This window comes from Pseudarthrobacter ribosi (assembly GCF_055412865.1).
The window spans coordinates 1-21,886 of record NZ_JBVAYZ010000004.1; the positions used below are offsets into that span (position 1 = coordinate 1).

Consider the following 21,886-nt stretch of genomic DNA (forward strand, 5'->3'; position numbering starts at 1 on the left):
ACAAACTTGGCACACTATTGAGTTCTCAAACAACAGACACACCCGGCACCACCACAACCACAAGGCCATGGATCGCTCCGGAGCAACTTCCCAAACTTACCCGGTCAACCGGAACTTTGCAAATCAGCGTCTCCGCGATCCAAAACCCCACCAACCCGGGCCCCCGCCCACAAACAGCACGCACAAAAACACGAACCATTTTCAGGATGTTTGTCAGGGGGTCGGTCGCAATCTCTCCGCATCAGCGGCGGCGACTCGAACTACTTTACACACCCCACCGACCACACACAAATCCACCCCCAACCCACCCCCCACACCCCCAAAAACCCCGCCACCACACCAAATTCCGGCAGCCCGGCGCCACGCATCGCACCCAGAGCATGGAATGTCTTACCTATGGAGTGGGTCACACGCCCGCTTCAGCTGGGACCCGGCGACGAACCCCGGTGGCGACGAGGGCACCGTCAAGCGCACCAGGCCAGCTCATCCATGGTGCGCGTGACGATCCTGAAGACGGAGCGGTTACCGCATCCACGCCCCCGGCAGATACCAGGCGTTGGACGTCGAGTACGGTTCGCTGGGCAAATTGCCTGCTTTCCAGGGCTCGGTGGACCGCACCTTGGGGGCGTGGCCGCGGCCGTCCTTCAGGACGGAGCGGAGCGTTCCCGGAATGGCGACGAGCATCGTTCCGGCAAGCAGGGCGATCAGGACTTCCATTGGTGATTCACCTCAAGGTGGTGGGCGGGTTGGTGAACCCAGTGTCGTCAGCCGCCGTGTGAGCAATCGTGTGAGCAAGCAGAAGCCGGATCTGCCGTTTCGGGGCTATTCTCATGGCAGGCCACACTGCTACTTTGGCTGGATGGAACGATCTCTGATGAGGCCAAGGAACCGCAAGATCCTCGCGGGCGTCTGCGCAGCCATCGCTGGCCGCTTCGGCATCTCCGTGACGCTGGTCCGCCTCGGATTCGTGTTCTTCGGCTTTTTCGGCGTCGGTGAACTCGTCTACATCGCGTTGTGGATCCTCATCCCCAAAGCCCGGTAGCTGCCCGGCTCCATGGCGGCTGAGTGCCGGCGCAGGAAACTCCCCTTGAATCCCTCCGGGCCGCGCGTATCGTTTTTTCATGGGACCGATTCGGGCGGTACTTCTTCCTGGCGCTGTTCTTCCCGCGCAGCCGGCGTACAGCGCACTCATCGAGGCCCTCGGACAAGACGTCCAGCACACTGCGGGGCGGTGAGCCGCCGGCCCACCGCCCCGCAAATGTTCGCCGCACCGGCGATGTGGACTGCCTGAAAATTGGCTGGGTCACCGCCTACTGGGCCCGCGAGCCCGGCAGGTACCAGGCCAGGGCCGACGTGAAGGGTTCGCTGGGCAGGCTCCCGGCGCTCCATGACTCCGTGGACCGCACCTTGGGGGTGTGTCCGTGGCCGTCCTTGAGCACGGTGCGGACCGTGGCGGTGCCAGCAATAATCACGAGTCCGAACAGCAGGACTACGAGCAGTTCCATTTTTGATTCCTCGGGGTGGGGCGGATTGGATGACTCCAGTGTCTGCAGCCGCCGTGTGAGCAACCGTGTGAATCCCCGGGACTGAATTTCCCGGGACTCGGGAGGGCACCGCGGCGTAAAATTACTCCTATGGCCGAGACCTGGATCCGCCTGCTCGGTCCGCCAAAGATCGAGTCCCCAGGCACCACTCCCCCACAGCCCAAGGGCCGCAAAGCCTGGGCTGTGCTGGCCTACCTCGCCCTGCAGCCGGACGGCGTCAGCCGCTCCCGGACCGCCACCCTGCTGTTCCCGGACGCCGCTGATCCGCTGGGCGCCCTGCGCTGGAACCTTTCCGAGCTGCGCCGGACCCTGGACGGCGTCTCCATCGCCGGCGACCCGCTTCGGCTGACCCTCCTGCAGTCCTGGCGCTGCGATGCCGTGGAGCTGGTCGGCTCGGCCACCGGCAACGGGATGGACCCGCGGCGGTTCGACGGCCAACTGCTGGAGGGACTCTCCTTCGCGGACAGCCCGGTCTTTGACTCCTGGCTGGCGGAGCAGCGGTACCGGCTGGAGAACTGCATCCAGTCGCTGCTGTATGAGGCGTCGCTGGCCGCCCTCGCCTCGGGCACCCCCGCGGAGGCCGTCGAGCTGGCCTCGCTTGCGCTGCGCCGGGATCCCTTCCAGGCGGACTGCACCGCCGTGCTGGTCAAAGCGCTCGTTGCCCTGGGCGAGCACCGGCGGGCCCGGGAGGAGGTCACCAAATGCGCGGAGCTGTACCACCGGGAGCTGGGCCTGCCGCTGCCGGCGGAGGTCCGGCATGCCCTGTCCGACGTTGCGCCCGCCGCCGACCCCGAGCTCCACGCCACCGCGTCCACCGTCCGGTCCTATCTCGACGCCGGCAGCACCTCCCTGTCGGCGGGCGCCGTGGACCGGGGCCTCGACCAGCTGCGGCTCGCCGTCGTCCTCGCCCAGCGCACCGCCGACCGCCACTTGGTGGCCGAGTCGCTGGTGACGCTAGCCGGGGCGCTGATCCACCAGGCCGGCGGCCGCGGCGCCGAGGTCGCCGATTTCCTGCACCGTGCGCTGTCGGCGGAAGCGCCCGACGGCGTCTCCCGCACTGCCGCCGCGGCCTTCCGCGAGCTGGGCTACCTGTCCGTGCAGCGCGGTGTCCCGGACCGCGCGGCCGGCTGGCTGGCGCGGGCCATGCAGGCGGCGCGGGGCATCCCCGAGGAGCAGGCACGGATCCTTGCGATCCAGGGCATGCTGGCCTCGGACACCGCGCACTACGGGGACGCGGTGGCCGCCTTCGCGGAATCCCGGAGACTGGCCCGGACGGTGCGGAACCGCCGTCAGCAGGCGTTCAGCGAGGCGTTGCTGGGGCGCGTGCATCTGCTGCGCGGGGACCTGGAGCTCGCGGCCGCCGCTCTGGACCGGGCGCTCGACGGGGTGGCGGCGGAGCACTGGACGGCGTTCGAGCCGTTCGTCGCCGGAGTGCGGGGCGAAACCTACCTTGCCGCCGGTCGGCTGGACGCCGCGGCGGACCTGATCGACCGGTCCTGGGTGATGGCCGAGCTGGCCGGCGACCACTGCTACCTGGCTTTGGCCGCCGGCGCCGAGGCCCGGCTGTTCCTGGCGCACGGCGACCTCGCCGCCGCCGAGCACTGGATCGACCGGGGCCTGGAGCCCAGGCCCTGGTATCTCTGGTACACGGCCCGGCTGCTGGATGTCGCGGCGGAAGTCACCATCGCCACGGGCTCGCCACGGGCGTCACAGTTCGTGGAGCGGCTGGCCGCGCTGGCCAGTAAGAGCGGCATGCGGGAGTTCGTGGTCCGGGCGCAGTCGCACCGGGCGGCGCTCGGCGACGAGGCCGCAGCCCAGGCCGTGCCCTGGCTGGCGAAGGAGATCGACAACCCCGCGCTGACGGCGTTCCTGGCCCGGCGGCACAGCGTCTCCCTCTGAGCCTTCCGCGGGTGAGCGGTCCGCAGCCGGGCGGGTCTGCAGCCGATTCCGGTAGCCCTGTCCCGCCGTCGTCCGCGGGACTACCATGCAGCTGTACCGATGGGATTGCCACCTTGCTCACTATTGCGTGGAAGGACATCTGTCATGGAATGCATTACGTGGTTCGCGCCGATTCTGCCCGGGAAACTCGGGGAGTGGAAGGCGAACGTCGAGGAAATAACGGGAGCACGGCGGGAAGAACACGAAGCCTCGCGGGCCCGCATGGGCCTGGTGCGGGAAGTCGCCAGCCTGATGCAGACCCCGCAGGGGGACTTCACGTGCATCTTTCACGAGGCCGAGGATCTGGCCAAGGCCTACCAGGCGCTTGCCGCGTCGGAGCATCCCTACGATGTCTGGTTCAAAGAGCATCTGGCGAGTGTGCACGGGATGAGCACGGAGATGCTGATGGGGCCCATCCCGGCCACGCTGTTCTTCGACTACCGCGCCGCCGGCTGAGCGCTGGCCCGCCCCAACTGACTGGCAGCAGGGGCCGTTCTGAAGGCTCAGAACGTCCACAGCTGCGAGCTACTTGGGACACAGCACAGCTAAGTTAAACAAAAGCAGGGCCCGTCAAAGACGGACCCTGCTCGAAACCTGTAAGGTTCCGGACTCAGAAGAGTTAGCTGAAAGCTAAGTCTTAGAGAGCCTGGATGTTTACGGCCTGGGGACCCTTGGGGCCCTGCTCGGTTTCGAAGGAGACCTTCTGGTTCTCTTCGAGTGAGCGGAAGCCGGAAGAGGCGATCGCGGAGTAGTGTGCGAAGACGTCCTGTGAGGAGTCATCGGGGGAAATGAAGCCGAAGCCCTTTTCAGCGTTAAACCATTTGACGGTACCAGTAGCCATTATTTTTTGTCCTTCGTGAAGGTGGAGGAAAAGTCCCGACTTTCGGGTCCTCCTGTGTGGGGTGCTCAAAACCGCTGCTTCAGAAGAACAAGGTCTTGCAACCTTGCGTACTGCCTGAACTACGAACTGCATAAACACAACAACAGGATCAACACTACAGGAGAAATCCGCGGCGTTTTACCACCGGAGCGGGCACGGTGCCTCCGGCGCCCTTTTTTGGGTCCCTCCGCCGGGATCTCAGCGGACCTAGAATGGCGGCATGACACCGCAGGAATTGGCCAACCTGGCGCACCTGCGCCGGGCCCGGGACCTGATCGACCGCAACTATGCAAGGCCCCTCGATGTGCCCGCGATGGCCGCCGGTGCCCTGATGTCCCCGGCGCACTTCTCCCGCCAGTTCAAGGCGGCCTACGGCGAGACGCCCTACAACTACCTGATGACCCGGCGGATCGAACGCGCCATGGCGCTGCTGCGGGCCGGTGCCAGCGTGACGGATGCCTGCATGGAGGTCGGCTGTACCTCGCTGGGATCGTTCAGCTCGCGGTTCACCGAGATCGTCGGCATGACGCCCAGCGCGTACCGGGCCCGGGAGCACTCCGCGGTGCAGGCCATGCCGCCGTGCATCGCCCGGCTGCGCACCCGGCCGCCCCGCAAACCGAGCAGGATTGAAGAAGCGCCGCCGCAGCCGCTGCAATAGCGTGAGTGACATGAACATTTCACTGCAATACGCACAAATCACCGTCAACGACCTCGACGAGTCGCTCGCCTTCTACCGGGACGTGCTCGGCCTGGAGGTCCGCAACGACGTCGGCTCCGGCGGGCAGCGTTGGGTCACCCTCGGCAGCGCGGCCCAGCCCGACCTGGAGCTGGTGTTGTCCGTCCCGCACGCCGGCCGCTCCCAGGACGACGGCGACGCCCTCCAGCAACTGCTCGTCAAGGGCGCCCTCCCCATCCTCGTGTTCCGCACCGACGATCTCGACGCCACGTTCGAGACGGTCCGGGCCTCCGGCGCGGAGGTCCTCCAGGAACCCATCGTCCAGCCCTGGGGCCCGCGCGACTGCGCGTTCCGCGACCCGTCCGGGAACATGGTCCGCTTCAACCAGGCCTGACGGGAACGCGGCCGCGGACGACGCCGGAGGGGAGCTTGGGACGGCCCCGGCACCGGCCTGACTTATCCCCTGCGCGTCAGTCCGGGCCGAACCTCAGTGACCCCGCCCTCTGCAGGTGCTGTGTCGACGAAATTCCCTGACGAGATCTACCGCTTGACCTGCTCAAGCTCTTCTTTGAGCAGGTCAACGGTGGCACGGTATTTGTCGAAGTCCGCCGTCCGGCGCCTGGCCACGGCGTAACTGCGGCCGGCGGCGAGAATGGCAAGCGGGAACGCCGCCAGCAGGGCCCAGCCGGGCACGGCAAGGAAGTCCAGCGCGATGGGAAGTGCCTGCTTGAATGCCAGGAACTCGTTCACCCCGCCGACCACTCCGTTCAGAGCGGAGTCCAGGGCGCCCAAAAACTGCCCGACTAAAGGCGTTCCGGAAAACGACGGAGCGCTCAGCGGCGGTTCTCCTCCGGCTGACCAGCGCGAATCACCGAAATGGTTCAGGACATAGATCCCGGCACCGGCGTTGAGGGCCGCGAAGAGCAGGACGGAACCCAGCGCAGTCCAATGCAGCCTGCGCGGACGCCAGACGCCGGCCACAAGCGCGAAGACGGCGGCCGCAACCCAAGAATAGATGCGGAGTTCGTCGCGGCTCATGCCGCCCAGTAGATCCACGGAAATTCCCTGCGCCTTCAGTTGGAGTCAATGCTTGTCCGGTCGCAGGCGAGCCTATCCCAGCCGCCCCGGCATGCCGTGGCACATACTGGCGCAGGCTGCTGAAGTCGGCATGTGTCAGCGACGCCTAATTCCCGTAGGTGTAGCGAGTATCAGGCCACCGTTGCCGGAGCATCGGGCTCGCGCAGCGGCCAGGGGCTCCACCCGCCGGCCACGTCCCGCAGCCGAAGCTCCGCGTCGTGAAGGCGCCCGGGGCTGGTGGGGGCGGGTTCGCCTTGACCGCTTTCCGAACCGGAACCGTCAAACGCGGCCAGGGCGTATTCGCTCCACCGCTTGCGGCCCACCGGGTAGCGTTCGCTGTACCCGCCGGCCGCGACCGAGAGCACCAGCCGCTCCAGCCGGTCCGCCGTTGTCTCCACCGTTTCGTCGCACGCATCGCAGCCGCAGACCGGAAACGGGAAGTCATGCAGCACCCCGGCGTGCACCACCACCCCCGGATACCCGGTCAGCACAAACGTCAGTGGCGCTGCTCCGGAAGCTCGCGGCGTGACTTTGACCGCCTGCAGCACGTCCTCACGCTCCCTCAGCAGCACCGCGGCATGGGCTGGATCGTCCTGGACCTCGACGTCGTACACGGCCGTGAGATGGTCGATCAGGGCACGGGCGACGACGTGAATCCCGGCGAACCGCTCGGGGTGGCTATCCACGCTGTAGGATTCCGGGTCGGGTCCTCCCTCGCCCCATTGCCGACCGTAGGGAATGGGCTCCCCGTGGCGGGAGTAGTAGGTTGCCGCCGGCAGGTCCGGCCGTACATAGCGGGGCTGTCCTGCCGCCGGTGGCACCGGAAGGGGCGCCCGTGCCGGAGGCCCGGGCGGCTCTTCCTGCACCCAGTCCGACAGCACGGACACCAGGCCGCGGACCGCATCGTCGTCGGCGCTGCGCAGTGCCTCGAGGAGGCGGTCCACTTCGAACCCCTTGTCCCGGTTTCCCACCGTGGGAGGGGCCCCTTCGTAGGCGGTCCACTCCGCGTCCGGCCGCAGCCCGGCGATGGAGTTTCCGATAAAAACGGCCACCGCGGCACGGAGCGTACTGCTGGCCGCGAGCTCGGCGCCGACCGTGCGCAGGAACCAGATGAGCCGTTCAGGGTCCGCGGCGAGTTCTTCGGCCGACACTCCCTGGGCCGTGCAGAAGTCAAGGAACGGCGCATAGCCGCCCAGGTGCCGGATAACGGCGGGGCCGGGACCTTCCCGGTACAGCGCGGTGCCGCGCGGCATCGGCTCCGGCAATCCGGCGGGCGGCCCTTCAAACATGTCCTCTGCTGTCCCCATACCGCGATCCTAAACCGCGCGGCAGCGCGCGCCGCGGATTCCTTGTGATGCAGGTCAAGAAGCTCAAGGTCGCGGAAAGGCGATGGGCGGCAACTACCTAACCGCGTTGTTGGCGTTCACGCGGCCATGCGCCCAGTAGGTGCCTGTGCCGGGCATAACTTTGTCGGCAGTTGATTCGATGTTTGCGCGGACTGACGTGTTCGTGGCGCCTGCATGAGAGCTCCAGGCGAGCGCGGCAGTGGCCGCGACGATGGGTGAGGACATGGAGGTCCCGTTGCCGACGTCGTAACCGAAGGAGCGATTGTTCTGCGTCCCGAGGACAAACGTGTGGTTCGGGAATGTTGAGTAGATATTGACTCCGGGTGCTGCGACGTCCACCCAGCTGGCTCCGTAGGTTGAGAACGATGCTTTGGCGTCGGTGTTGTCGGTGGCGGCGACGGCAATGACGTTGGGGTAGGCCCCCGGGTAGATCTTGGTCTGGTTGCTGCCGTTGCCTGCTGCGGCAACGAGAACCACGCCCTTATTCCAGGCGTTGTTGACGGCAGTTTCGAGGGTGCGGGATGCCCGCACGCCGAGGCTCATGTTGATAACTTTCGCCCCGTTATTCACGGCCCAATTGATGCCGTTCGCAAGGCTCGAGCTGGAGCCGACTCCGCTGTCATTGAGGACCTTGCCGTCCAGGATGGTGCATCCGGGACACACGCCGGCAACGCCAACCGTGTTGTTAGCGGTGGCGGCGACGATGCCGGCCACGTGCGTGCCGTGCCCGTAGTTGTCTTCACCGGTTTTCCCGTTGGTGAAGTTGGCGCGGGCCACAACCTTGGGGGTGATGTCGGCGTTGTCGCTGGCGACACCTGAATCGAGAACGGCGACTTTGATGCCGCTACCTGTCGTGACGCCCCACGCCTCGACGGCGTCGACATCGGCGTCCGCTGTGCCCCCGGATACAGCCAGGGTGCCGGCAGTGTTGGTGAATTGCTGGCCAATGTTGTGCAGAGCGTACTGGCGGGGGAAATACTCGTCAGCCGATGCGGCGGTAACGGGCTCGTCCGGCTCGGCGTACTCAACTGCGGCGTTCCGGCTCAAGCTCTCTAGCAGCTGGGCTTCCTTGCCGGCCGGTACCTTGACGAGCTGGGCGCCACTGCTGCCGATTCCGGAGCCCTCCGTTAGGCCGTGCTGGCCCAGTACGCCGGCTGCCGAGCCATTGTCGCGGAATTTGACCATGATGTGCCCCGCGCCGGGTGATGTCTGCGTCGCCGCGCTGGTCGTAGTCGCCGCGTTGCTGGGGGCTGCCAACGTGATTGAGCCGCAGCCTATGACGAACGCCGCGAAGCTAGCTATAACGGTTCTTTTCATGGGGAGTATCCTGCTTCAATCTGCACCGGCTAGATAGGGCCTGCCGGCACATTACGTGCAGGCTTCCCCCGGGGGTGACGCCCTGATTCCCCCTCTACTCCAGTTCAGGTGCCCGCGTGGCTCTCTACCCGCGGCGCCCCGACCCCGCCTCAGCCAGAACGCGGACGGGCGGGCTGTCCAGCCTGTCCGGGGCGGCCTGGGTGTCGGAAATGTTCGGGGCGTCGCGGCGGATCCGGCGCCCCACCGCGCGCCCCACGGCCATCGACAGCCGGTGCGACGGCTGTTCCACGTAGCGGTAGAACAGCTCGGCGATCACGAACGAAGCGGCCACGGAGACGGCGAGCGCCAGGGGAAGCGAGATGGATCGGAGCAGAGTGACGCCGGCCAGGATGATCGGAAGGTGCACCAAGTAGAGGCTGAAGGACACGCGTCCCAGCCATTGCGCAGCGGCCGTGTCGCCGAGCCTCTTGGCCGAGCGGCAGGACACGAACAGCAGGACGATCAGGGTCGCTCCCACGGTGACAACGGCCTCGACGGCGGGGATCGGCTGCGCGGGGCTGATCCATTCCGCGTTGGCCAGGAAAATGCCTGCAGCGGCCACGAGGAACCAGACGAAGCCGGGCCAGGACCGGGTCAGTTCGCGGATCCGTTCGCGTTCAACGCCCAGGACGGCCCCGATGGCGAAGATCGGGAGATAGGACAGCCCGTCCAGGTTCTGCAGGGCCCCCACTACGGCCAGCAGAAGCGCAACGCCGATTTTCACGTGCCAGAAGCGCCGCCAGCACAGGGCGATGACCACGTAGGCCGGGAGCAGGAGGGAGAACAGGACTTCCCACTTCAGCGACCACAGCGGGGTGTTGATGGTGCTGGCGTTCAGCAGGAGCAGGCCGTCCTTGAGGACCTGGCCCACGCTGGGGTCGGTCACGTAGATGTCCGCCCAGGGGCTCTGCAGCGGCGACGCCGACCGGGGAATCGCGGTCATCAACGCCACAGCCACCGCCAGGGACGCCCAGGCCGGCAGGTAGAGGCGGAAGAAACGCTTGGCGTAGTACTGCGCCCAGCTCCTGGCCGCGCCCGGCCGGGTGAACGGCAGGACCAGGACGAAGCCGGAGAGCACAAAAAAGACGTGGACAGCCGGGGTGCCGTTCCAGAGGACGTGCAGGGGCGAGAAGACGGCCCACTCCTGCGCGGTGCTGAGCCCCGCGGACCGGTTGCCACTGACTGCACTCCCGATTCCCGGGATCGTCGACACGACGTGGCAGGCGACAACCACCAGGGCGGCGAGCCCCCTGAGGCCATCCAGCTGCGTGACTCTTGTTTGACCAGAATTAGACGGCATCAGCCCAATGTTACCAGTTTGTTACCTTGCGCTCCTGCCCTTCCCGGCGGATTCCGCCGTTGCTACACTTGCTACGGAGGCAGCCATGGCAACCATTCCGCACCGCGAACTGCGCAACCAGAGCAGCAAGATTCTTGAGCGCGTGAAGAACGGCGAAACCATCGATGTCACGAACAACGGCGAGGTAGCTGCCACGCTGATCCCTCCGTCCTCCTCCCCCTTTGAGCGGTTGCGCCTGGCAGGACAGGTGCGGCCGGCCGCCGGCGTCGTTGACTTTCAGGCACTGCCGCGCGTCCGCCAGGCGGCCGGCACGGCCGAAATCCTGGCCGACCTTCGCGGGGACCGTTGATCATCTACGTGGACACGTCAGCCGTCCTCAAACTGGTGGTGGAGGAGAAGGAATCATCCGCCGCCGCCGGCTACCTCTCAACTGCGGCGGTCCGCGGTGACAAGCTAGTGGCGTCCATGCTGCTCCACACGGAAGTGCATTGCGCAGCGCACCGGCGCGGTCTGCCCGGCGGGCTGGTCAACGCCGTGCTTGGCGGGATCAACCTGGTGGATCTGGTGCGTTCTGACCTGATGTATGCCGCCGCCCTGCCCGGCGGTTTGCGGAGCGCGGATGCCATCCATCTCGCGGCGGCCATCCGGCTGCAGTCCGACGTCCTGGTGGCCTACGACGCCGAGCTGCTCGCCGCCGCGGTGGACGCCGGTCTCAACGTCCTGTCCCCGGGGAGCCCGGAATAACGTTTACCCGACGGTACGATCTCCCTAGCTGCAGCGCAGCAGGGTTTCGACCGAACTGAATATCGATGGGGGACGACTGAATGGTGGAACTGAAACGCATCTACTGGAGCCGCCAGGCTCTGCATGCGGCCTATTCGGCTGTGATTTTGTGGTTGAGCGCCTCCGTCTTCCTGGCACTCATGCCGAAGGCGGACCCGGCGGGCAGCCGCAGCGCAGCCACCGCCGCCGACGTCCTGCGCGGCATGGTCGACGGCGTTGTGGCTGCGGTCGCCGTCCCCGGGCTTTTCGTGGTGATCCTGACGATCGTTGCGGCCGTCATCCGCGCCAGAGACATAAAACGCAGGGACCCGGTCCGGCGTTTCAACCGCCAGCAGCGCCGGGAGGGCATGGCACGCGCCGGCGGCCAGTGCGAGATGGAGTCCGGCCTCCGGCAGCGGTGCCCACGGCCCGCTGAGCACGGTGACCATTTCTACCCGTGGTCCAAGGGCGGATCCACCAGCCTGCAAAACTTTGTCGCCGCCTGCGCCAGGTGCAACCGGACCAAGGGCGCGGGGGTTCCCTCGCCCGGTCAGCAGGCAAGGATGGAACGACGGCGGCAGGCGTACCTTGCGCCGGCCGGTCCCGTCAGCGTCGGCGCACGGCAGCCGCTGTCCTGAACGGCGGGGGTCGACGCGGGGGTTCCTTGCTGAAGTAGCTGAAGATCCGACGCCGGTTGTGTGAGGGAACCGGCGTGGAAGAGAAGGCGCTGCCGTTTGCCGGGCTTTCTGGGTTCTTGAGCGACTTCACGCGGCCAGGCTTCCGCCGGTTCAGGCCTTCGGGCGGAAAGACCCCGGCCAGTCCTTGAGCCGGATCCGCTTGAGGTCTTGGATGGTGCCCAGCGTGCCCCACTCGTCCAGGCCCAGCCGGGACAGCGGCTCCAACAGATCGATCCGAGGGTGGTTGCCGTCCAGAACCGTGTCACTCACGGCCGCGTGCGTCACTTCACCGAAAACCAGGACCGAGTCCCCCATCGGCAGTAACGAGTGGAGTCGGCATTCAAGTACCGCGAGCGCTTCCTTGACCCGCGGCGCAGCGACGGTGAGGCTCGGCTCCCGGGTGAGGCCGGCGGCGTCGAACTCACTGACATCGGGCGGAAAATTGGTGCCGGTAGCGTTAACCTCCTCCAGCAGCGCTGCCGGGGCGAGGTTCACCACGAATTCTTTGGACTCGGTGATGTTGCGGAGCGAATCCTTCTCCCCCACCGAGGTGAACTGCACAATAGGCGGATTCGTGGACGCCACGGTGAAGAACGAGTGCGGGGCCAGGTTGTCAACGCCCTCCGGCGAGACGCTCGATACCCAGGCGATGGGCCGGGGCACCACCACCGCGGTGAGCAGCCGGTAGAAATCACTGGTGGACGTGGTTGCGGGATCGAAATCGGTGCGCATACTGCCAGACTAACGGTCAGGGAAGTATGGGAAAGGAAACAGGATATGACGTTCCAGCCATACCGTTCACCGTCAACCGGGTGCGAGGTACGCGCCGTCCTCTTCGACACCTTCGGCACGGTGGTGGACTGGCGCACCGGCGTCGCCCGGCAGGCGGCCGCCTTCGCTGCGACTCAGGGGCAGGATCTCGACGCCGAGGCGTTCGCCGATGACTGGCGCGCCCTCTACCAGCCGGCAATGGAAGCCATCCGCTCCGGATCCCGCGAATTCGCCACCCTGGACACACTCCACCGCGAAAACCTGGACCAAGTGCTCCGCCTGCACGGCTTCGATCCGGACCGGCTGGACGCAAGAACCCTGGAGGAGTTGAACAGCTCTTGGCACCGGCTGCCCCCATGGCCAGACAGCTTGGAGGGTCTGGCCGCCATCCGCCGTGGCTACATCGTGGGCCCCCTTTCCAATGGCAACACCTCGCTGCTGTTGGACATGGCCAGAAACGCCGGCCTTCCGTGGGACGTGATCATCGGTTCGGACATGACGCGCACGTACAAGCCGCTGCCGACGGCCTACCTTCGGACTGCGGAGTTCCTGGACCTCAGGCCCGGCGCTGTGATGCTCGTGGCCGCCCACAACAACGACCTGCGTGCTGCCCGGGAGGCTGGGCTGGCGACGGCGTTCATCGCCCGCCCCACCGAATACGGCCCGGGCCAGGTTGCGGATCTGACGCCGGAGAGCGATTGGGACCTCTCGGCGTCGAGCATCACCGAACTGGCTCACGAGCTCGGGGCCTGAGCTGCATGCAGCAGGCGGCTTCCTGATCTGGACCCTGGGCCGCGATGCCGAGTACATTGCGCAGCACATCGCCGGGGAACATCGCCGCCCGGTGAAGGCGACGTTCCAGAGGCGTGGCTACCCCGTGCAAAGACCGTCGAAGTCCACGGGTGCGGCGAGGCCGGCCGAGCTGAACCATTCCCTGGCCCATACCTGGACCGAGGGCACCTCGAGTTGCTCGGCAACAAACTCCGGCGGCCCGCCGAACACGGACTTCCCCTCTTCCAGAAGATCCCCGGTGCCGCTGCCGGCGAGGAGCCCGAAGAGGGCAGGTTGATCCAGGAAGGGAAGCTTCCCGCCGTCGCCGTCGGTCAGCACGCCCCAGCGCGAGGTGAACAGCGAAAACTCCTCCGGACGTCCCCCGTGGTCCGCCACGAGCGGGCAGGCTTCGCCATCGAGCTGGATCCGCCGGTAGTTGGGCTCCGTTTCGTCGAGGGCCATCAGCTGGACATCGTCCAGCCACGACAGCCAGACCGCTGTGCACTCTCCCAGCAGCGGATACGGGGCGGCGGCGATGTAGCCGGTCTTGCTCACGTGGGCGGAGTGGCCAACGGCGATGTTGTGGAGCTGCCCCCGGACCAGCGGCAGGACCGCGCTGACCGGCTGGTGGTAGCTGGCGAATTTCCGCCGCATCACGTCGGCGCTTGAATTCGAGCCGAAGGAGACCACCAGGGAACGGGCCTCCAGCGGTGCCGCATTGGCCTGCGCTAGGGCTTCATCCAGTCCGGCTGAAAGCTCAAGGGGCCAGAACCCATCGCCGTCCATGACACCCGAGGCCACGGGCGGGTCCCACGGATACAGCAGCGGATCGAGATGCCCGGCGCCGCTGGCGCCGTGCTGGGGACTAATCAAGGTGGCCCGCTTTCGTGGTCGGGACTTCCAGTGTCCCGCATTTTTGGGGGAAGCGGACGTTCGGCGTTTAAAGGAGACCCGGAACCCGGCCCCGGAGATCGACGACGTCTCCATGGACGGTTGGGACGGCTACGCCGCGTCGCGCCACCGCATCCTCCAGCCGAAACCTCGTCCGGCGGTAACCAACCCGCGCATATCAGCCTGACAGCGCTCTCTCGTCGAAGATGACGCGCCAGCCAAGTGGGACGACGCGAGAGAACAGAAACGAAAGAGCGGTCCAGGACAAACCAGCCCAGTACCGCTCGCCCTTGCCCTCATGACAGGCAACCCCTACATATCAGCCGGACGCGTCGTCGAGGAAGGTGGCCTGGATTCCGAGCGAGCCGAACATGCCGGTCAGCATGGCTTTGGTGTTCTCGGCAGCCTGCTTGCGTAGCTCCGACTCCTCCGCGGCGGTGGTCATCTTCGTCTCGGCGAGTTTAAAGAACTGCGCCTGCTGGGGCGAGTCGATCGCGTCGGCGACCCGGTCGAAGATGCCGCGGTCCTGACCAAAAATATAGGACCGGTCATGGTCGATGTTGGGTTTGTCGAGCTGCGGCTCGGGCAGGCGCACCGTAACCGACTTGCCGTCCGCGGACAGCACCAGGTCTTTGTCGGCGAGGCCGGACAGATCGACATAGGTGTTGACGGTGCCCGCCGCGACAAACAGCGTCCGCCGTCCCGCGATGATGGCGGGAATCCACCCGACGTTGTCCTCTACGTCGAGCACGACCTCAAAGTTGCCCACCGCGGCGTGGTACTGGCTGATGTCCTTGATCGACTTCAGCAGCGCGGGCTGGCTCCGGTCGGTTTGGCTCAACTTGAACGGGTTGAACCCAAACATGTTCCCGGCACCAAACACGGCCAGCGCCAGGACGGTCGTGCCCGCTACCAAGAACACGATGAGCTTGAAAAACTTGGCGATGATCGGCCCCCATCGATCCCTTGAAACGACCCGGGGCCGTTCCTATAGTTTGCCAATCGGACGTGTGCCGGTTGGCTAATTCAGGTTTAGTGTAGCGCCTGTGCTTGGCTCGGCTGCCGTGCGCATGCCGAGCTCGCCGTGTTGCGCCCGAGTCGGCCTACGAGCGTGACGGCGGTTTTCGGATTCCCGCTGTCAAGCCGGGCGAGGTCGACCAACTTCTCATAGCCGCATATCGTCTTCACGTCTTGGGCGATGGCCTCAGCGTGGGAATCCACCACGCGGACGTTCCGATTGGGATCGAACAAAGCTGCGACGGATCGCTCGTAGTGTTGCCTGCAGTCGCTGCCTAACCTGTCTCCGAGCGCACCACTGCCGCTGCATCGGCGATGGGTTGGCCTACGGGTCCTAGCGCTGCGAGACCAATATCGCATTGATCTCGCAGCGCCGCCGGATCCCCCACGGAAATGGCCAATTCAACGTCAACGTGGAGCGCGATTTCCCCTGCTTCGTCTGGCTCCATAAGGCATTCTCAGACAGTGCTAATCTCACTTGACGAACCACCGATGATACGGAGCAAACCATGGCTGGAAAAGCAGACAAAGCCGCAGCCCTATTGAAGAGCGGCGGGGATAAAGCAAAAGCCGGTGGCACCAAGCTTTACTCCCTCGTCAAAGACCCCGAGACGCAGGCTAAGGCAATGAAACTGCTTGAGGACGGCAAGGGGATGTATCGAGCAGCGACAAGCCCCGAGGCCAAGCGGGCCTACCGTCACGCAGCGGAATTCATTAACAAGGCGCGGAAGAAGTAGATCGGATTCCTTCACTGGGTCAGCAGCTTCGTGTAGAACGACGACGGCGGGTGTAGGTTGCGTCCGGTAGTTCCGTTGGGGTGCGTGAAAGGCAGCCATGCACCGAGTGGCTGCTAGACGGCTTCAAGAATTTTACCCACGTTGGGACATCGTGGGTCAATAGGTGTTTCTCGCCGAGCGGGACCGCAGCACCGGACAGTCGGAGATCTCCAACGTAGCCGTCCAAGTGGGTGATCTTCTGGGCGAAATCCGTTCCAGCGAAGCTCGACCATCTCGTAGACATCAGCGACACTTCTTGAACGTTGGACCCGAGTGTGGGTCCCCCGTGCCAGAATGCACCAATGAGCGAATCATCTAACGAAGTCGGGATCCATGTCTCCGGGGGCACCGCTGTTCTGGCAGGGGACCCGGACCTGATCAGCACACTCCTTTCGCGGTTGGACATTGACGCCAACCAGGCGAGGAAGGCGGGCAGGGGAACCGCCGATCTGGTCGCGAATGCCACTGGGCTCGGAGCGGTCTTGACGGCTTTGGACGGCAGCTGGGTGCAGCTCACCCCGGAGTCCCACCTGCGGCTCGTTGAACTCGCGAAATTCAACCTCTCCCAAGGGGGCGTGTTCAGCGGAGTGATCCGGGGGACGAAGGGGCAAATAGATTCGTTTGCGCAGTTCACCACCGGGGGCATGAATCCGCTTGTTATGTCCAACCTTGCGACACTGACCGCAACGATGGCACTTCGAAGCGCCGTCGCGCAGCTTGAAGAACTGGCGCAAGCTATGGACGTCAAGCTCGATCGCCTTCTTGAAGACAATCGAGCCCGTGCCCTCGGCGACGTACAAGGCCTCACGCAGGTACTCCTGCGCGCCTTCGAGTTATACGAGGAAACCGGCAGGATCACCGACACGGCATGGTCCCAGATTGCAGGTCACGCCACTGCCCTTGCACAGGCAAGTTCACATGCCTTGGCTCAGATTGAGAACCTCACGGGATCTCTGAATGTTCGCGCCTTCGCCGACAAGGTGAAAGCTGCTGAGACCACCGCAGACAACGAACTGCGCTCATGGCTGGTGATTCTGGCCGCGTGCCAGGCGAATCAGCAGCGCCTCGAAACGCTCGAACTTGTTCATTTGCGCCAGCGCGATCCCGAGGCGGTCGAAGCACATGCCAAATCAATCCAAGGGTCAGCAGCCCGGCGGGAGCATGCCGCTACTAGCCGACTGCAGTCGTTGTTGGACGCACTGACAGCCTCCGCCAACGTCAGCGACTTCAATCGTGTCCGCAGCCCACAGAAGAGTCGCTCACTGCTGGACTCCGCTGAAAGCGCCAGCAGGCTGATCGGAACATTTGCCGAAATCTACGGCCTGGAAGGCCTGCTCCAAAAGGAGGTCGAACGCGAGACTTGGCGGAAGTCCCTATCGGATTTCGCCAAGAACACGTCGACGTCGGTTTCTTCTGTTGCCAAGGCAGTCCCCGTTGGGATCGCAAAGGTGGGCGGCGATGTCGTGATCCGCGCGGCGGGCCAAATCGAGGCGAAGCGGTCGCCGGGTAACGAACTTCCCGAATTGATCTCTGAGAAGCCTGGAGAGGCTCCCTAGCCTCGTTGACGAGGACAGCTCGAATCCTTGGGACCAGGTCTCGGACGAGTCATGAACCACTCTTCAAAATGCCCGGTTGGACGCAGACATTTACGCCAGAAGTTCATGTCCAGCCATGCCGTGTGATGAGTCCTTCTCGGGCGGGCGCCGGCATCTAGTATTGGGGCTAGTTTGTTGCGTGACAGCTAACGCCTGGACGACGAAGAAGTAATGGCTTCTTCAGCCGCTGAGAAAGCACCGGAGAGAGAATTGTGGATCTGAAGGCCGAGAAAAAGTCCCTTAAAGCACTTTTGTCTGTGGAGGAGCAACAGTTCCGCATCCCTCCGTACCAGCGTCCCTATTCCTGGACTTTTGAGCAAGTAGATGACTTATGGGGCGACCTTCTAGACAATGCACCTTCTGGCCATTTTCTTGGATCGATCGTGTTGAGTACAGAAGACTTGGACAGACCGCTGGTCATCGATGGACAGCAGCGCCTGACAACACTCATGCTGCTTCTCGCCGCGCTTCGCGATGAGTGTGACCTGCGCCAGATGACCAAGGACGTCCACCGGATCGAAAAACGACTCACCGCTGACGATTTGGCCGAGGGGGACGCGTACTTCAAATTCAAGACTGGCTCCGCAAACTGGCCGGTCTTTCGGGACTTCGTTCTACGTGGGCCGCATGACCCGCAGCGCAAGCTCCTAGATGACGAGACCTCATTACAGAAAGACGTACGGTCACGCAATAGACCGCTTCTTGCCAACCTGAAGCGGCTGCGCGGCCACATTGCGGGACATCTTCACGGCATGCTTGAAGCGGAGCAGCCCGCGTGGTTGCGGTCTTTTGAGAAGAACCTCATGGAAAAGGTCGACCTCGTCGTCATTGAAGTTCGCGATCTAGCCGACGCCTTCCTTCTCTTCGAGACTCTCAACGACCGCGGCTTGCAGCTTTCTGCGGCTGACCTCCTGAAGAGCCATGTGCTTGGCCAAATTGCCAAATCCTCGTCAGATGAAGACGTCGAGGAGGCGTCTGCCGACTGGGACAAGATGCTGGAATCTCTGGGATCACAGGTAGATGTCAGCCGCTTCTTGCGGCACTACCTCCTAGCCACGGTGCCGTCCGTCCGCAAGGAGGAAGTCTTTGGGCACTTCAAGTCCCTGGTTGGGATTCGAGGCGCAGCGTGGGTTCTCGATGACCTGTCGATTTCGGCCGCCTACTACGGCGAATTCGAGACGCCGAGCAAGGTCTCGTACGAGCCGGCACGAAAAGTACTTACCGACCTCCAGACTCTCCGTGCGCGGTCCTGTTACATCGCACTACTGCCTGCACGCCGGTACCTGTCCGAGGCGGATTTCCTGGACTTTGCCCGCCTCGCGGAGGTCGTGACGTTCCGATACAGCAGTGTCGTGGGCCTTGGTACAAACGATATCGAGAGACGATATCGAGATGCTGCCCAGATGCTCGTGGAAAGCCAGGGCGGGAAACTCGAAGAGGCCCGATCAATTCTCGTCGGCGGCATGCCGGACACTGAACAGTTTCTTGCTGCGTTTCAGACGCTCAAAATGGGTCGGCAGTACCTGCTGCGATACACGATGCAGCGCATAGAGGAATCTCTGTCGTACAACAAGGAACAGCAATTGAAGGATTCCAGCTCGGTGCACATCGAGCACATCATGCCACAAACGCTTTCTGCGGGCTGGCGGCACGACTTGGGCGACGATGAAGACCTGCATGCGGACTACCTAAATCGCTGGGGCAACCTCACCCTTTTGTTCTCTGGGCTCAATATTCCTGCCAGCAACAAGAGTTTTGCCGACAAGAAGGCCCACTACGCTGAATCACAAGTGGCTCTCACCACAGCGCTGATCGACGTTCCTCAATGGGGAGTCGCCGAGATTGAGGAGCGTCAGCGCTGGCTCGGGCAGATCGCCGACGAGGTCTGGCCCAAGCCAACTTCCGCTCGACTTTTCCGCGAGGCTCCGTCAAACGACCCAATGACAGCTTTTCGGGATGACCTGGGCCCGCTCTGGGAGCATGTCGAACCGTACTGTATCGAGACGACAGGCGAAGAGCTCCTACAACTCTCGGAACTTCTCCCGGCTCATCTACAAGGGAGTCGATACCACGGCGATTTGATCCCGGCCCTGGCATCCCGTCTGGAATCGCTGCTCCTCAGCTGGGACGGCATGGACGCAGCGCAAAGGCAGATTCTCAGATCCGCTGCCGCATACTTCCTGGAAGCAAACGATGCGATTGCCGACGACCTTCCTTCAGGGTTACAAGACGACGAGATAGTCATCCGGGCCGCCGAGCGGGCGCTTGGATCCTGACCCGAGCTGGACCCCATCAACTGCGCGCACATCGAAGGAAGATACCTAGTGACAAACCAAAGTGTTCTGGACCCTGCTCGCCGCTTCCTCAATGCATTCCACCGGATCGAGCAGTTGCTAAGGCACCGATCCGGTGCGACCGAGTACGTGAGGTTCTACGAACTTGTGGACGGCTCCAAGTTGCTAACCAAGGAACAGAAAAAGCGCCTCAAGGAACTCGCGGATCTGCGAAATGTAATTTCCCACCATCCCTATAGCGATATGGACGAGCCGTATGCCAACCCCCGTGAGGAAACGGTCCGATGGATCGAAAAGCAGGTTGACTACATCGAAAAACCGCCCCTAGTCATTTCTGCGCTGAAGCTCCAGCCCCCAATAGTTCTAATGGGCCTGGACAGCCTGCCAAGATTTCTTGACATGGTCGGCGTTCCCGCGAACTTCTCCCAGTCGCCTTATAGGAGCGCGAACGGTGAACTTGGACTCATCACCACCAACGCTGTCGCAAGGTGGCTGGCAATGCAGTATCAGGGGGATGGATATCTTGCCGACGACGTGACCATTGAGCAAGTCGTTGAAGTCGGCGCCGAATCGAAGGATAGGGTTCTTCTCAGAAGCAAGTCCTTCAAGGTCGTGGATGCGTTAGCCGCATTTGCGGGCGACAGAGGAGTCGAACCGCCTGCTGCGATTGTTATAACTGATAGTGGTCTTGGCCGTGAAAAGCCAACGGGCATCGTCACGCCTTCAGATATTCCCGCCATGATCAAAGTCCTGACCGCGTAACGCACCCGATGTAGGTCTGATCTGAATTTCGAACTATGCTGCTTGCTGCTGCTCGTCTATTGGCAGACGTACAGCCCGGACCGGGCGCAATGCCAGGCCGTCTACCCCTGCGGCGTTGACAACAGTTGCTGCGCCCATGCATGGAGTCATGCCGCCGGTCGATCGTCCAGGAATCTCGGCCGAGCTCCACAGCGATCCGAATCTGTCGTTCGAACCCTATATTCTTAGTCCACTATGACTAAGAACCCCGTTGCGCCGGCCGCTCCCTACAGTCGTAAGAAGACCGCCAAGTCGATCACGGTTCTTGACCTCTTCGCCGGTGCTGGCGGGTTGACGCAAGGCTTTTACGCTGCCTCCCCCCGGTTCGTCACCGAACGCGCAGTGGAGTTTGAGCCTGCTGCCGCAGCCTCATTCGCTGCAACGTTCGGCGACAAGGTTTACCCGGGTCCGATCCAGGATTGGCTGGTCAAGGACACGGTGCCCGAAGTGGACGTCGTGATTGGGGGACCACCCTGCCAGGGATTCTCTCAACTGGGCAAGCAGGACCCCCAAGACATCAGAAATAGTCTCTGGCAGCCCTATGCAGCAGCGCTCTCCAGGGCCAAGCCAAAATACTTCATTGTCGAAAACGTTCCTGCCTTCAGCAAGTCACAACAGCTCCAAGACTTCAGGGACGCTACCGGCCCGGACGGTCTCATCAAGGACTATGACTTCCAGTGGCACGTCCTAAACTCGGCTGACTACGGGGCTCCCCAGGCTCGGAAGCGGGCGATTCTCATCGGTCATCACAGGGATCTTCCCTTCCCTGGATTCCCCCTACCGACTCACATCGGCCGCCATCGCACCGTTAGACAAGCCTTGCGAGGAATCGATACTCGCGTGACCCAGACGACGCTTCCTGAACGTTCAACGGACTACGCAGGCCGCACCTTCGCGGGAGCTTTCCGCACCTCCGAATTACACCTCAGCCGCGACTACGCCAAGTTGTCGCTTGCCCGATTTGCTGAGATCCCACTGGGTGGCAACCGATTCGACCTACCCAAGGAACTCAAGGCGCCGTGCTGGATAAAGCACGAGACTGGATCTGCTGACGTGATGGGACGAATGCACTGGGACAAGCCTTCGGTGACGGTGAGAACTGAATTCTTCAAGCCCGAAAAGGGCCGCTACCTCCATCCAATCGAGCCTCGAGCCATCACGCATCTCGAGGCTGCCAAGTTGCAGGGCTTCCCTGATGATCGGCTGTGGATCGGTTCAAAAACAGCGATAGCCAAGCAGATCGGCAATGCTGTGCCCACTGCACTTGGGCGGGCCATCGCTTCGCGGTTATTGCAACATTTGTAAGACACTCCGATCGGCCACCGTCACCATCTCCAATAGTGTCTGCATCCAGTGGTAGTAATGATCGGGAACACCCCGGTGTGGGCCGCTAGCATTAATTTCAATTTGGGGG

Annotated in this window: 24 protein-coding genes; 14 read left to right on the forward strand and 10 right to left on the reverse strand. The window is 63.7% G+C overall.

All coding sequences use genetic code 11. The features are described 5' to 3' along the window. Positions 1–522: 522 nt before the first annotated feature. Positions 523–717, reverse strand: a complete 195-nt coding sequence (locus ACZYZ5_RS05175; protein ID WP_463899720.1) for a hypothetical protein — start codon at positions 715–717, stop codon at positions 523–525. Between the two features lie 142 nt (positions 718–859). Between ACZYZ5_RS05175 and ACZYZ5_RS05180 the strand changes: the two genes are divergently transcribed. Beyond that, the gene (locus ACZYZ5_RS05180; protein ID WP_463899722.1) at positions 860–1,042 is read left to right on the forward strand and encodes a PspC domain-containing protein; all 183 of its coding nucleotides are present in this window, start codon (positions 860–862) and stop codon (positions 1,040–1,042) included. Between the two features lie 268 nt (positions 1,043–1,310). On the opposite strand, the gene ACZYZ5_RS05185 is transcribed toward ACZYZ5_RS05180, so the two are convergent. Continuing rightward, positions 1,311–1,505 carry a hypothetical protein gene (locus tag ACZYZ5_RS05185; RefSeq protein ID WP_463899724.1) on the reverse strand — a complete coding sequence of 65 codons (195 nt, stop codon included), beginning with the start codon at positions 1,503–1,505 and terminating at the stop codon, positions 1,311–1,313. A gap of 129 nt (positions 1,506–1,634) precedes the next feature. On the opposite strand from ACZYZ5_RS05185, the gene ACZYZ5_RS05190 reads away from it, so the two are divergent. After that, positions 1,635–3,443, forward strand: coding sequence for an AfsR/SARP family transcriptional regulator (locus ACZYZ5_RS05190; RefSeq protein ID WP_463899726.1), 1,809 nt, complete (start codon positions 1,635–1,637; stop codon positions 3,441–3,443). A gap of 144 nt (positions 3,444–3,587) precedes the next feature. Next, positions 3,588–3,938 carry a DUF6176 family protein gene (locus ACZYZ5_RS05195; protein ID WP_463899728.1) on the forward strand — a complete coding sequence of 117 codons (351 nt, stop codon included), beginning with the start codon at positions 3,588–3,590 and terminating at the stop codon, positions 3,936–3,938. Positions 3,939–4,119: 181 nt separating this feature from the next. On the opposite strand, the gene ACZYZ5_RS05200 is transcribed toward ACZYZ5_RS05195, so the two are convergent. After that, complete coding sequence (locus ACZYZ5_RS05200; RefSeq protein WP_024365339.1) at positions 4,120–4,323, reverse strand: cold-shock protein; 204 nt, start codon at positions 4,321–4,323, stop codon at positions 4,120–4,122. Between the two features lie 259 nt (positions 4,324–4,582). Between ACZYZ5_RS05200 and ACZYZ5_RS05205 the strand changes: the two genes are divergently transcribed. Further along, the gene (locus ACZYZ5_RS05205; protein ID WP_463899730.1) at positions 4,583–5,020 is read left to right on the forward strand and encodes a helix-turn-helix transcriptional regulator; all 438 of its coding nucleotides are present in this window, start codon (positions 4,583–4,585) and stop codon (positions 5,018–5,020) included. Between the two features lie 10 nt (positions 5,021–5,030). After that, positions 5,031–5,432, forward strand: coding sequence for a VOC family protein (locus tag ACZYZ5_RS05210; RefSeq protein WP_463899732.1), 402 nt, complete (start codon positions 5,031–5,033; stop codon positions 5,430–5,432). 146 nt (positions 5,433–5,578) lie between these two features. Here the strand turns inward: ACZYZ5_RS05210 and ACZYZ5_RS05215 are convergent, their stop codons facing one another. The 4 genes from ACZYZ5_RS05215 to ACZYZ5_RS05230 all read right to left on the reverse strand — a co-directional run bounded on the left by ACZYZ5_RS05215 (position 5,579) and on the right by ACZYZ5_RS05230 (position 10,117). Beyond that, on the reverse strand, positions 5,579–6,076 hold the full coding sequence (locus ACZYZ5_RS05215; protein WP_463899734.1) for a hypothetical protein: 498 nt from the start codon (positions 6,074–6,076) through the stop codon (positions 5,579–5,581). A 170-nt stretch (positions 6,077–6,246) separates the two neighbouring features. Beyond that, positions 6,247–7,422, reverse strand: a complete 1,176-nt coding sequence (locus ACZYZ5_RS05220) for a DUF6226 family protein (RefSeq protein ID WP_463899736.1) — start codon at positions 7,420–7,422, stop codon at positions 6,247–6,249. Positions 7,423–7,515: 93 nt separating this feature from the next. After that, a complete protein-coding gene (locus ACZYZ5_RS05225; protein WP_463899738.1) occupies positions 7,516–8,778 on the reverse strand; it encodes a S8 family serine peptidase in 1,263 nt (420 codons plus the stop codon). A gap of 124 nt (positions 8,779–8,902) precedes the next feature. Further along, on the reverse strand, positions 8,903–10,117 hold the full coding sequence (locus tag ACZYZ5_RS05230; protein WP_463899740.1) for an acyltransferase family protein: 1,215 nt from the start codon (positions 10,115–10,117) through the stop codon (positions 8,903–8,905). Between the two features lie 85 nt (positions 10,118–10,202). On the opposite strand from ACZYZ5_RS05230, the gene ACZYZ5_RS05235 reads away from it, so the two are divergent. From ACZYZ5_RS05235 to ACZYZ5_RS05245, 3 genes are all read left to right on the forward strand, one after another. After that, positions 10,203–10,466 carry a type II toxin-antitoxin system Phd/YefM family antitoxin gene (locus ACZYZ5_RS05235; RefSeq protein ID WP_463899742.1) on the forward strand — a complete coding sequence of 88 codons (264 nt, stop codon included), beginning with the start codon at positions 10,203–10,205 and terminating at the stop codon, positions 10,464–10,466. 8 nt (positions 10,467–10,474) lie between these two features. Then, the gene (locus ACZYZ5_RS05240) at positions 10,475–10,861 is read left to right on the forward strand and encodes a type II toxin-antitoxin system VapC family toxin (protein WP_463899744.1); all 387 of its coding nucleotides are present in this window, start codon (positions 10,475–10,477) and stop codon (positions 10,859–10,861) included. An 80-nt stretch (positions 10,862–10,941) separates the two neighbouring features. After that, complete coding sequence (locus tag ACZYZ5_RS05245) at positions 10,942–11,517, forward strand: HNH endonuclease (RefSeq protein ID WP_463899746.1); 576 nt, start codon at positions 10,942–10,944, stop codon at positions 11,515–11,517. Positions 11,518–11,667: 150 nt separating this feature from the next. Here ACZYZ5_RS05245 and ACZYZ5_RS05250 read toward each other — a convergent pair whose 3' ends face one another. Beyond that, positions 11,668–12,288 (reverse strand): flavin reductase family protein, encoded by a 621-nt coding sequence (locus ACZYZ5_RS05250; protein ID WP_463899748.1) that lies wholly within the window; start codon positions 12,286–12,288, stop codon positions 11,668–11,670. A gap of 45 nt (positions 12,289–12,333) precedes the next feature. On the opposite strand from ACZYZ5_RS05250, the gene ACZYZ5_RS05255 reads away from it, so the two are divergent. Then, entirely contained in the window at positions 12,334–13,080 is a 747-nt protein-coding gene (locus ACZYZ5_RS05255; RefSeq protein ID WP_463899750.1) for a haloacid dehalogenase type II, read from the forward strand. Between the two features lie 117 nt (positions 13,081–13,197). Here the strand turns inward: ACZYZ5_RS05255 and ACZYZ5_RS05260 are convergent, their stop codons facing one another. Both ACZYZ5_RS05260 and ACZYZ5_RS05265 read right to left on the reverse strand, forming a co-directional pair. Continuing rightward, positions 13,198–13,971 (reverse strand): hypothetical protein, encoded by a 774-nt coding sequence (locus ACZYZ5_RS05260; protein WP_463899753.1) that lies wholly within the window; start codon positions 13,969–13,971, stop codon positions 13,198–13,200. Positions 13,972–14,308: 337 nt separating this feature from the next. Continuing rightward, positions 14,309–14,911 carry a DUF4230 domain-containing protein gene (locus ACZYZ5_RS05265; protein WP_463899755.1) on the reverse strand — a complete coding sequence of 201 codons (603 nt, stop codon included), beginning with the start codon at positions 14,909–14,911 and terminating at the stop codon, positions 14,309–14,311. A gap of 604 nt (positions 14,912–15,515) precedes the next feature. Between ACZYZ5_RS05265 and ACZYZ5_RS05270 the strand changes: the two genes are divergently transcribed. The 5 genes from ACZYZ5_RS05270 to ACZYZ5_RS05290 all read left to right on the forward strand — a co-directional run bounded on the left by ACZYZ5_RS05270 (position 15,516) and on the right by ACZYZ5_RS05290 (position 21,777). After that, entirely contained in the window at positions 15,516–15,743 is a 228-nt protein-coding gene (locus ACZYZ5_RS05270; protein ID WP_463899756.1) for a hypothetical protein, read from the forward strand. A 341-nt stretch (positions 15,744–16,084) separates the two neighbouring features. Continuing rightward, a complete protein-coding gene (locus tag ACZYZ5_RS05275) occupies positions 16,085–17,338 on the forward strand; it encodes a hypothetical protein (RefSeq protein ID WP_463899758.1) in 1,254 nt (417 codons plus the stop codon). A 251-nt stretch (positions 17,339–17,589) separates the two neighbouring features. Continuing rightward, positions 17,590–19,653 (forward strand): DUF262 domain-containing protein, encoded by a 2,064-nt coding sequence (locus ACZYZ5_RS05280; protein WP_463899760.1) that lies wholly within the window; start codon positions 17,590–17,592, stop codon positions 19,651–19,653. Positions 19,654–19,701: 48 nt separating this feature from the next. Continuing rightward, positions 19,702–20,433, forward strand: coding sequence for a hypothetical protein (locus ACZYZ5_RS05285; RefSeq protein WP_463899763.1), 732 nt, complete (start codon positions 19,702–19,704; stop codon positions 20,431–20,433). Between the two features lie 234 nt (positions 20,434–20,667). Next, the gene (locus tag ACZYZ5_RS05290) at positions 20,668–21,777 is read left to right on the forward strand and encodes a DNA cytosine methyltransferase (protein WP_463899766.1); all 1,110 of its coding nucleotides are present in this window, start codon (positions 20,668–20,670) and stop codon (positions 21,775–21,777) included. Positions 21,778–21,886: the final 109 nt, after the last annotated feature.

Excerpts from the sequence above, each read along its gene's own strand:
- ACZYZ5_RS05250 (WP_463899748.1), bottom strand. The coding sequence starts at position 12,288 with ATGCGCACCGATTTCGATCCCGCAACCACGTCCACCAGTGATTTCTAC.
- ACZYZ5_RS05245 (WP_463899746.1), top strand. The coding sequence starts at position 10,942 with ATGGTGGAACTGAAACGCATCTACTGGAGCCGCCAGGCTCTGCATGCG.
- ACZYZ5_RS05200 (WP_024365339.1), bottom strand. The coding sequence starts at position 4,323 with ATGGCTACTGGTACCGTCAAATGGTTTAACGCTGAAAAGGGCTTCGGC.
- ACZYZ5_RS05225 (WP_463899738.1), bottom strand. The coding sequence starts at position 8,778 with ATGAAAAGAACCGTTATAGCTAGCTTCGCGGCGTTCGTCATAGGCTGC.
- ACZYZ5_RS05175 (WP_463899720.1), bottom strand. The coding sequence starts at position 717 with ATGGAAGTCCTGATCGCCCTGCTTGCCGGAACGATGCTCGTCGCCATT.
- ACZYZ5_RS05270 (WP_463899756.1), top strand. The coding sequence starts at position 15,516 with ATGGCTGGAAAAGCAGACAAAGCCGCAGCCCTATTGAAGAGCGGCGGG.
- ACZYZ5_RS05195 (WP_463899728.1), top strand. The coding sequence starts at position 3,588 with ATGGAATGCATTACGTGGTTCGCGCCGATTCTGCCCGGGAAACTCGGG.
- ACZYZ5_RS05185 (WP_463899724.1), bottom strand. The coding sequence starts at position 1,505 with ATGGAACTGCTCGTAGTCCTGCTGTTCGGACTCGTGATTATTGCTGGC.
- ACZYZ5_RS05210 (WP_463899732.1), top strand. The coding sequence starts at position 5,031 with ATGAACATTTCACTGCAATACGCACAAATCACCGTCAACGACCTCGAC.
- ACZYZ5_RS05275 (WP_463899758.1), top strand. The coding sequence starts at position 16,085 with ATGAGCGAATCATCTAACGAAGTCGGGATCCATGTCTCCGGGGGCACC.
- ACZYZ5_RS05205 (WP_463899730.1), top strand. The coding sequence starts at position 4,583 with ATGACACCGCAGGAATTGGCCAACCTGGCGCACCTGCGCCGGGCCCGG.
- ACZYZ5_RS05220 (WP_463899736.1), bottom strand. The coding sequence starts at position 7,422 with ATGGGGACAGCAGAGGACATGTTTGAAGGGCCGCCCGCCGGATTGCCG.
- ACZYZ5_RS05190 (WP_463899726.1), top strand. The coding sequence starts at position 1,635 with ATGGCCGAGACCTGGATCCGCCTGCTCGGTCCGCCAAAGATCGAGTCC.
- ACZYZ5_RS05290 (WP_463899766.1), top strand. The coding sequence starts at position 20,668 with ATGACTAAGAACCCCGTTGCGCCGGCCGCTCCCTACAGTCGTAAGAAG.
- ACZYZ5_RS05235 (WP_463899742.1), top strand. The coding sequence starts at position 10,203 with ATGGCAACCATTCCGCACCGCGAACTGCGCAACCAGAGCAGCAAGATT.
- ACZYZ5_RS05215 (WP_463899734.1), bottom strand. The coding sequence starts at position 6,076 with ATGAGCCGCGACGAACTCCGCATCTATTCTTGGGTTGCGGCCGCCGTC.
- ACZYZ5_RS05180 (WP_463899722.1), top strand. The coding sequence starts at position 860 with ATGGAACGATCTCTGATGAGGCCAAGGAACCGCAAGATCCTCGCGGGC.
- ACZYZ5_RS05230 (WP_463899740.1), bottom strand. The coding sequence starts at position 10,117 with ATGCCGTCTAATTCTGGTCAAACAAGAGTCACGCAGCTGGATGGCCTC.
- ACZYZ5_RS05255 (WP_463899750.1), top strand. The coding sequence starts at position 12,334 with ATGACGTTCCAGCCATACCGTTCACCGTCAACCGGGTGCGAGGTACGC.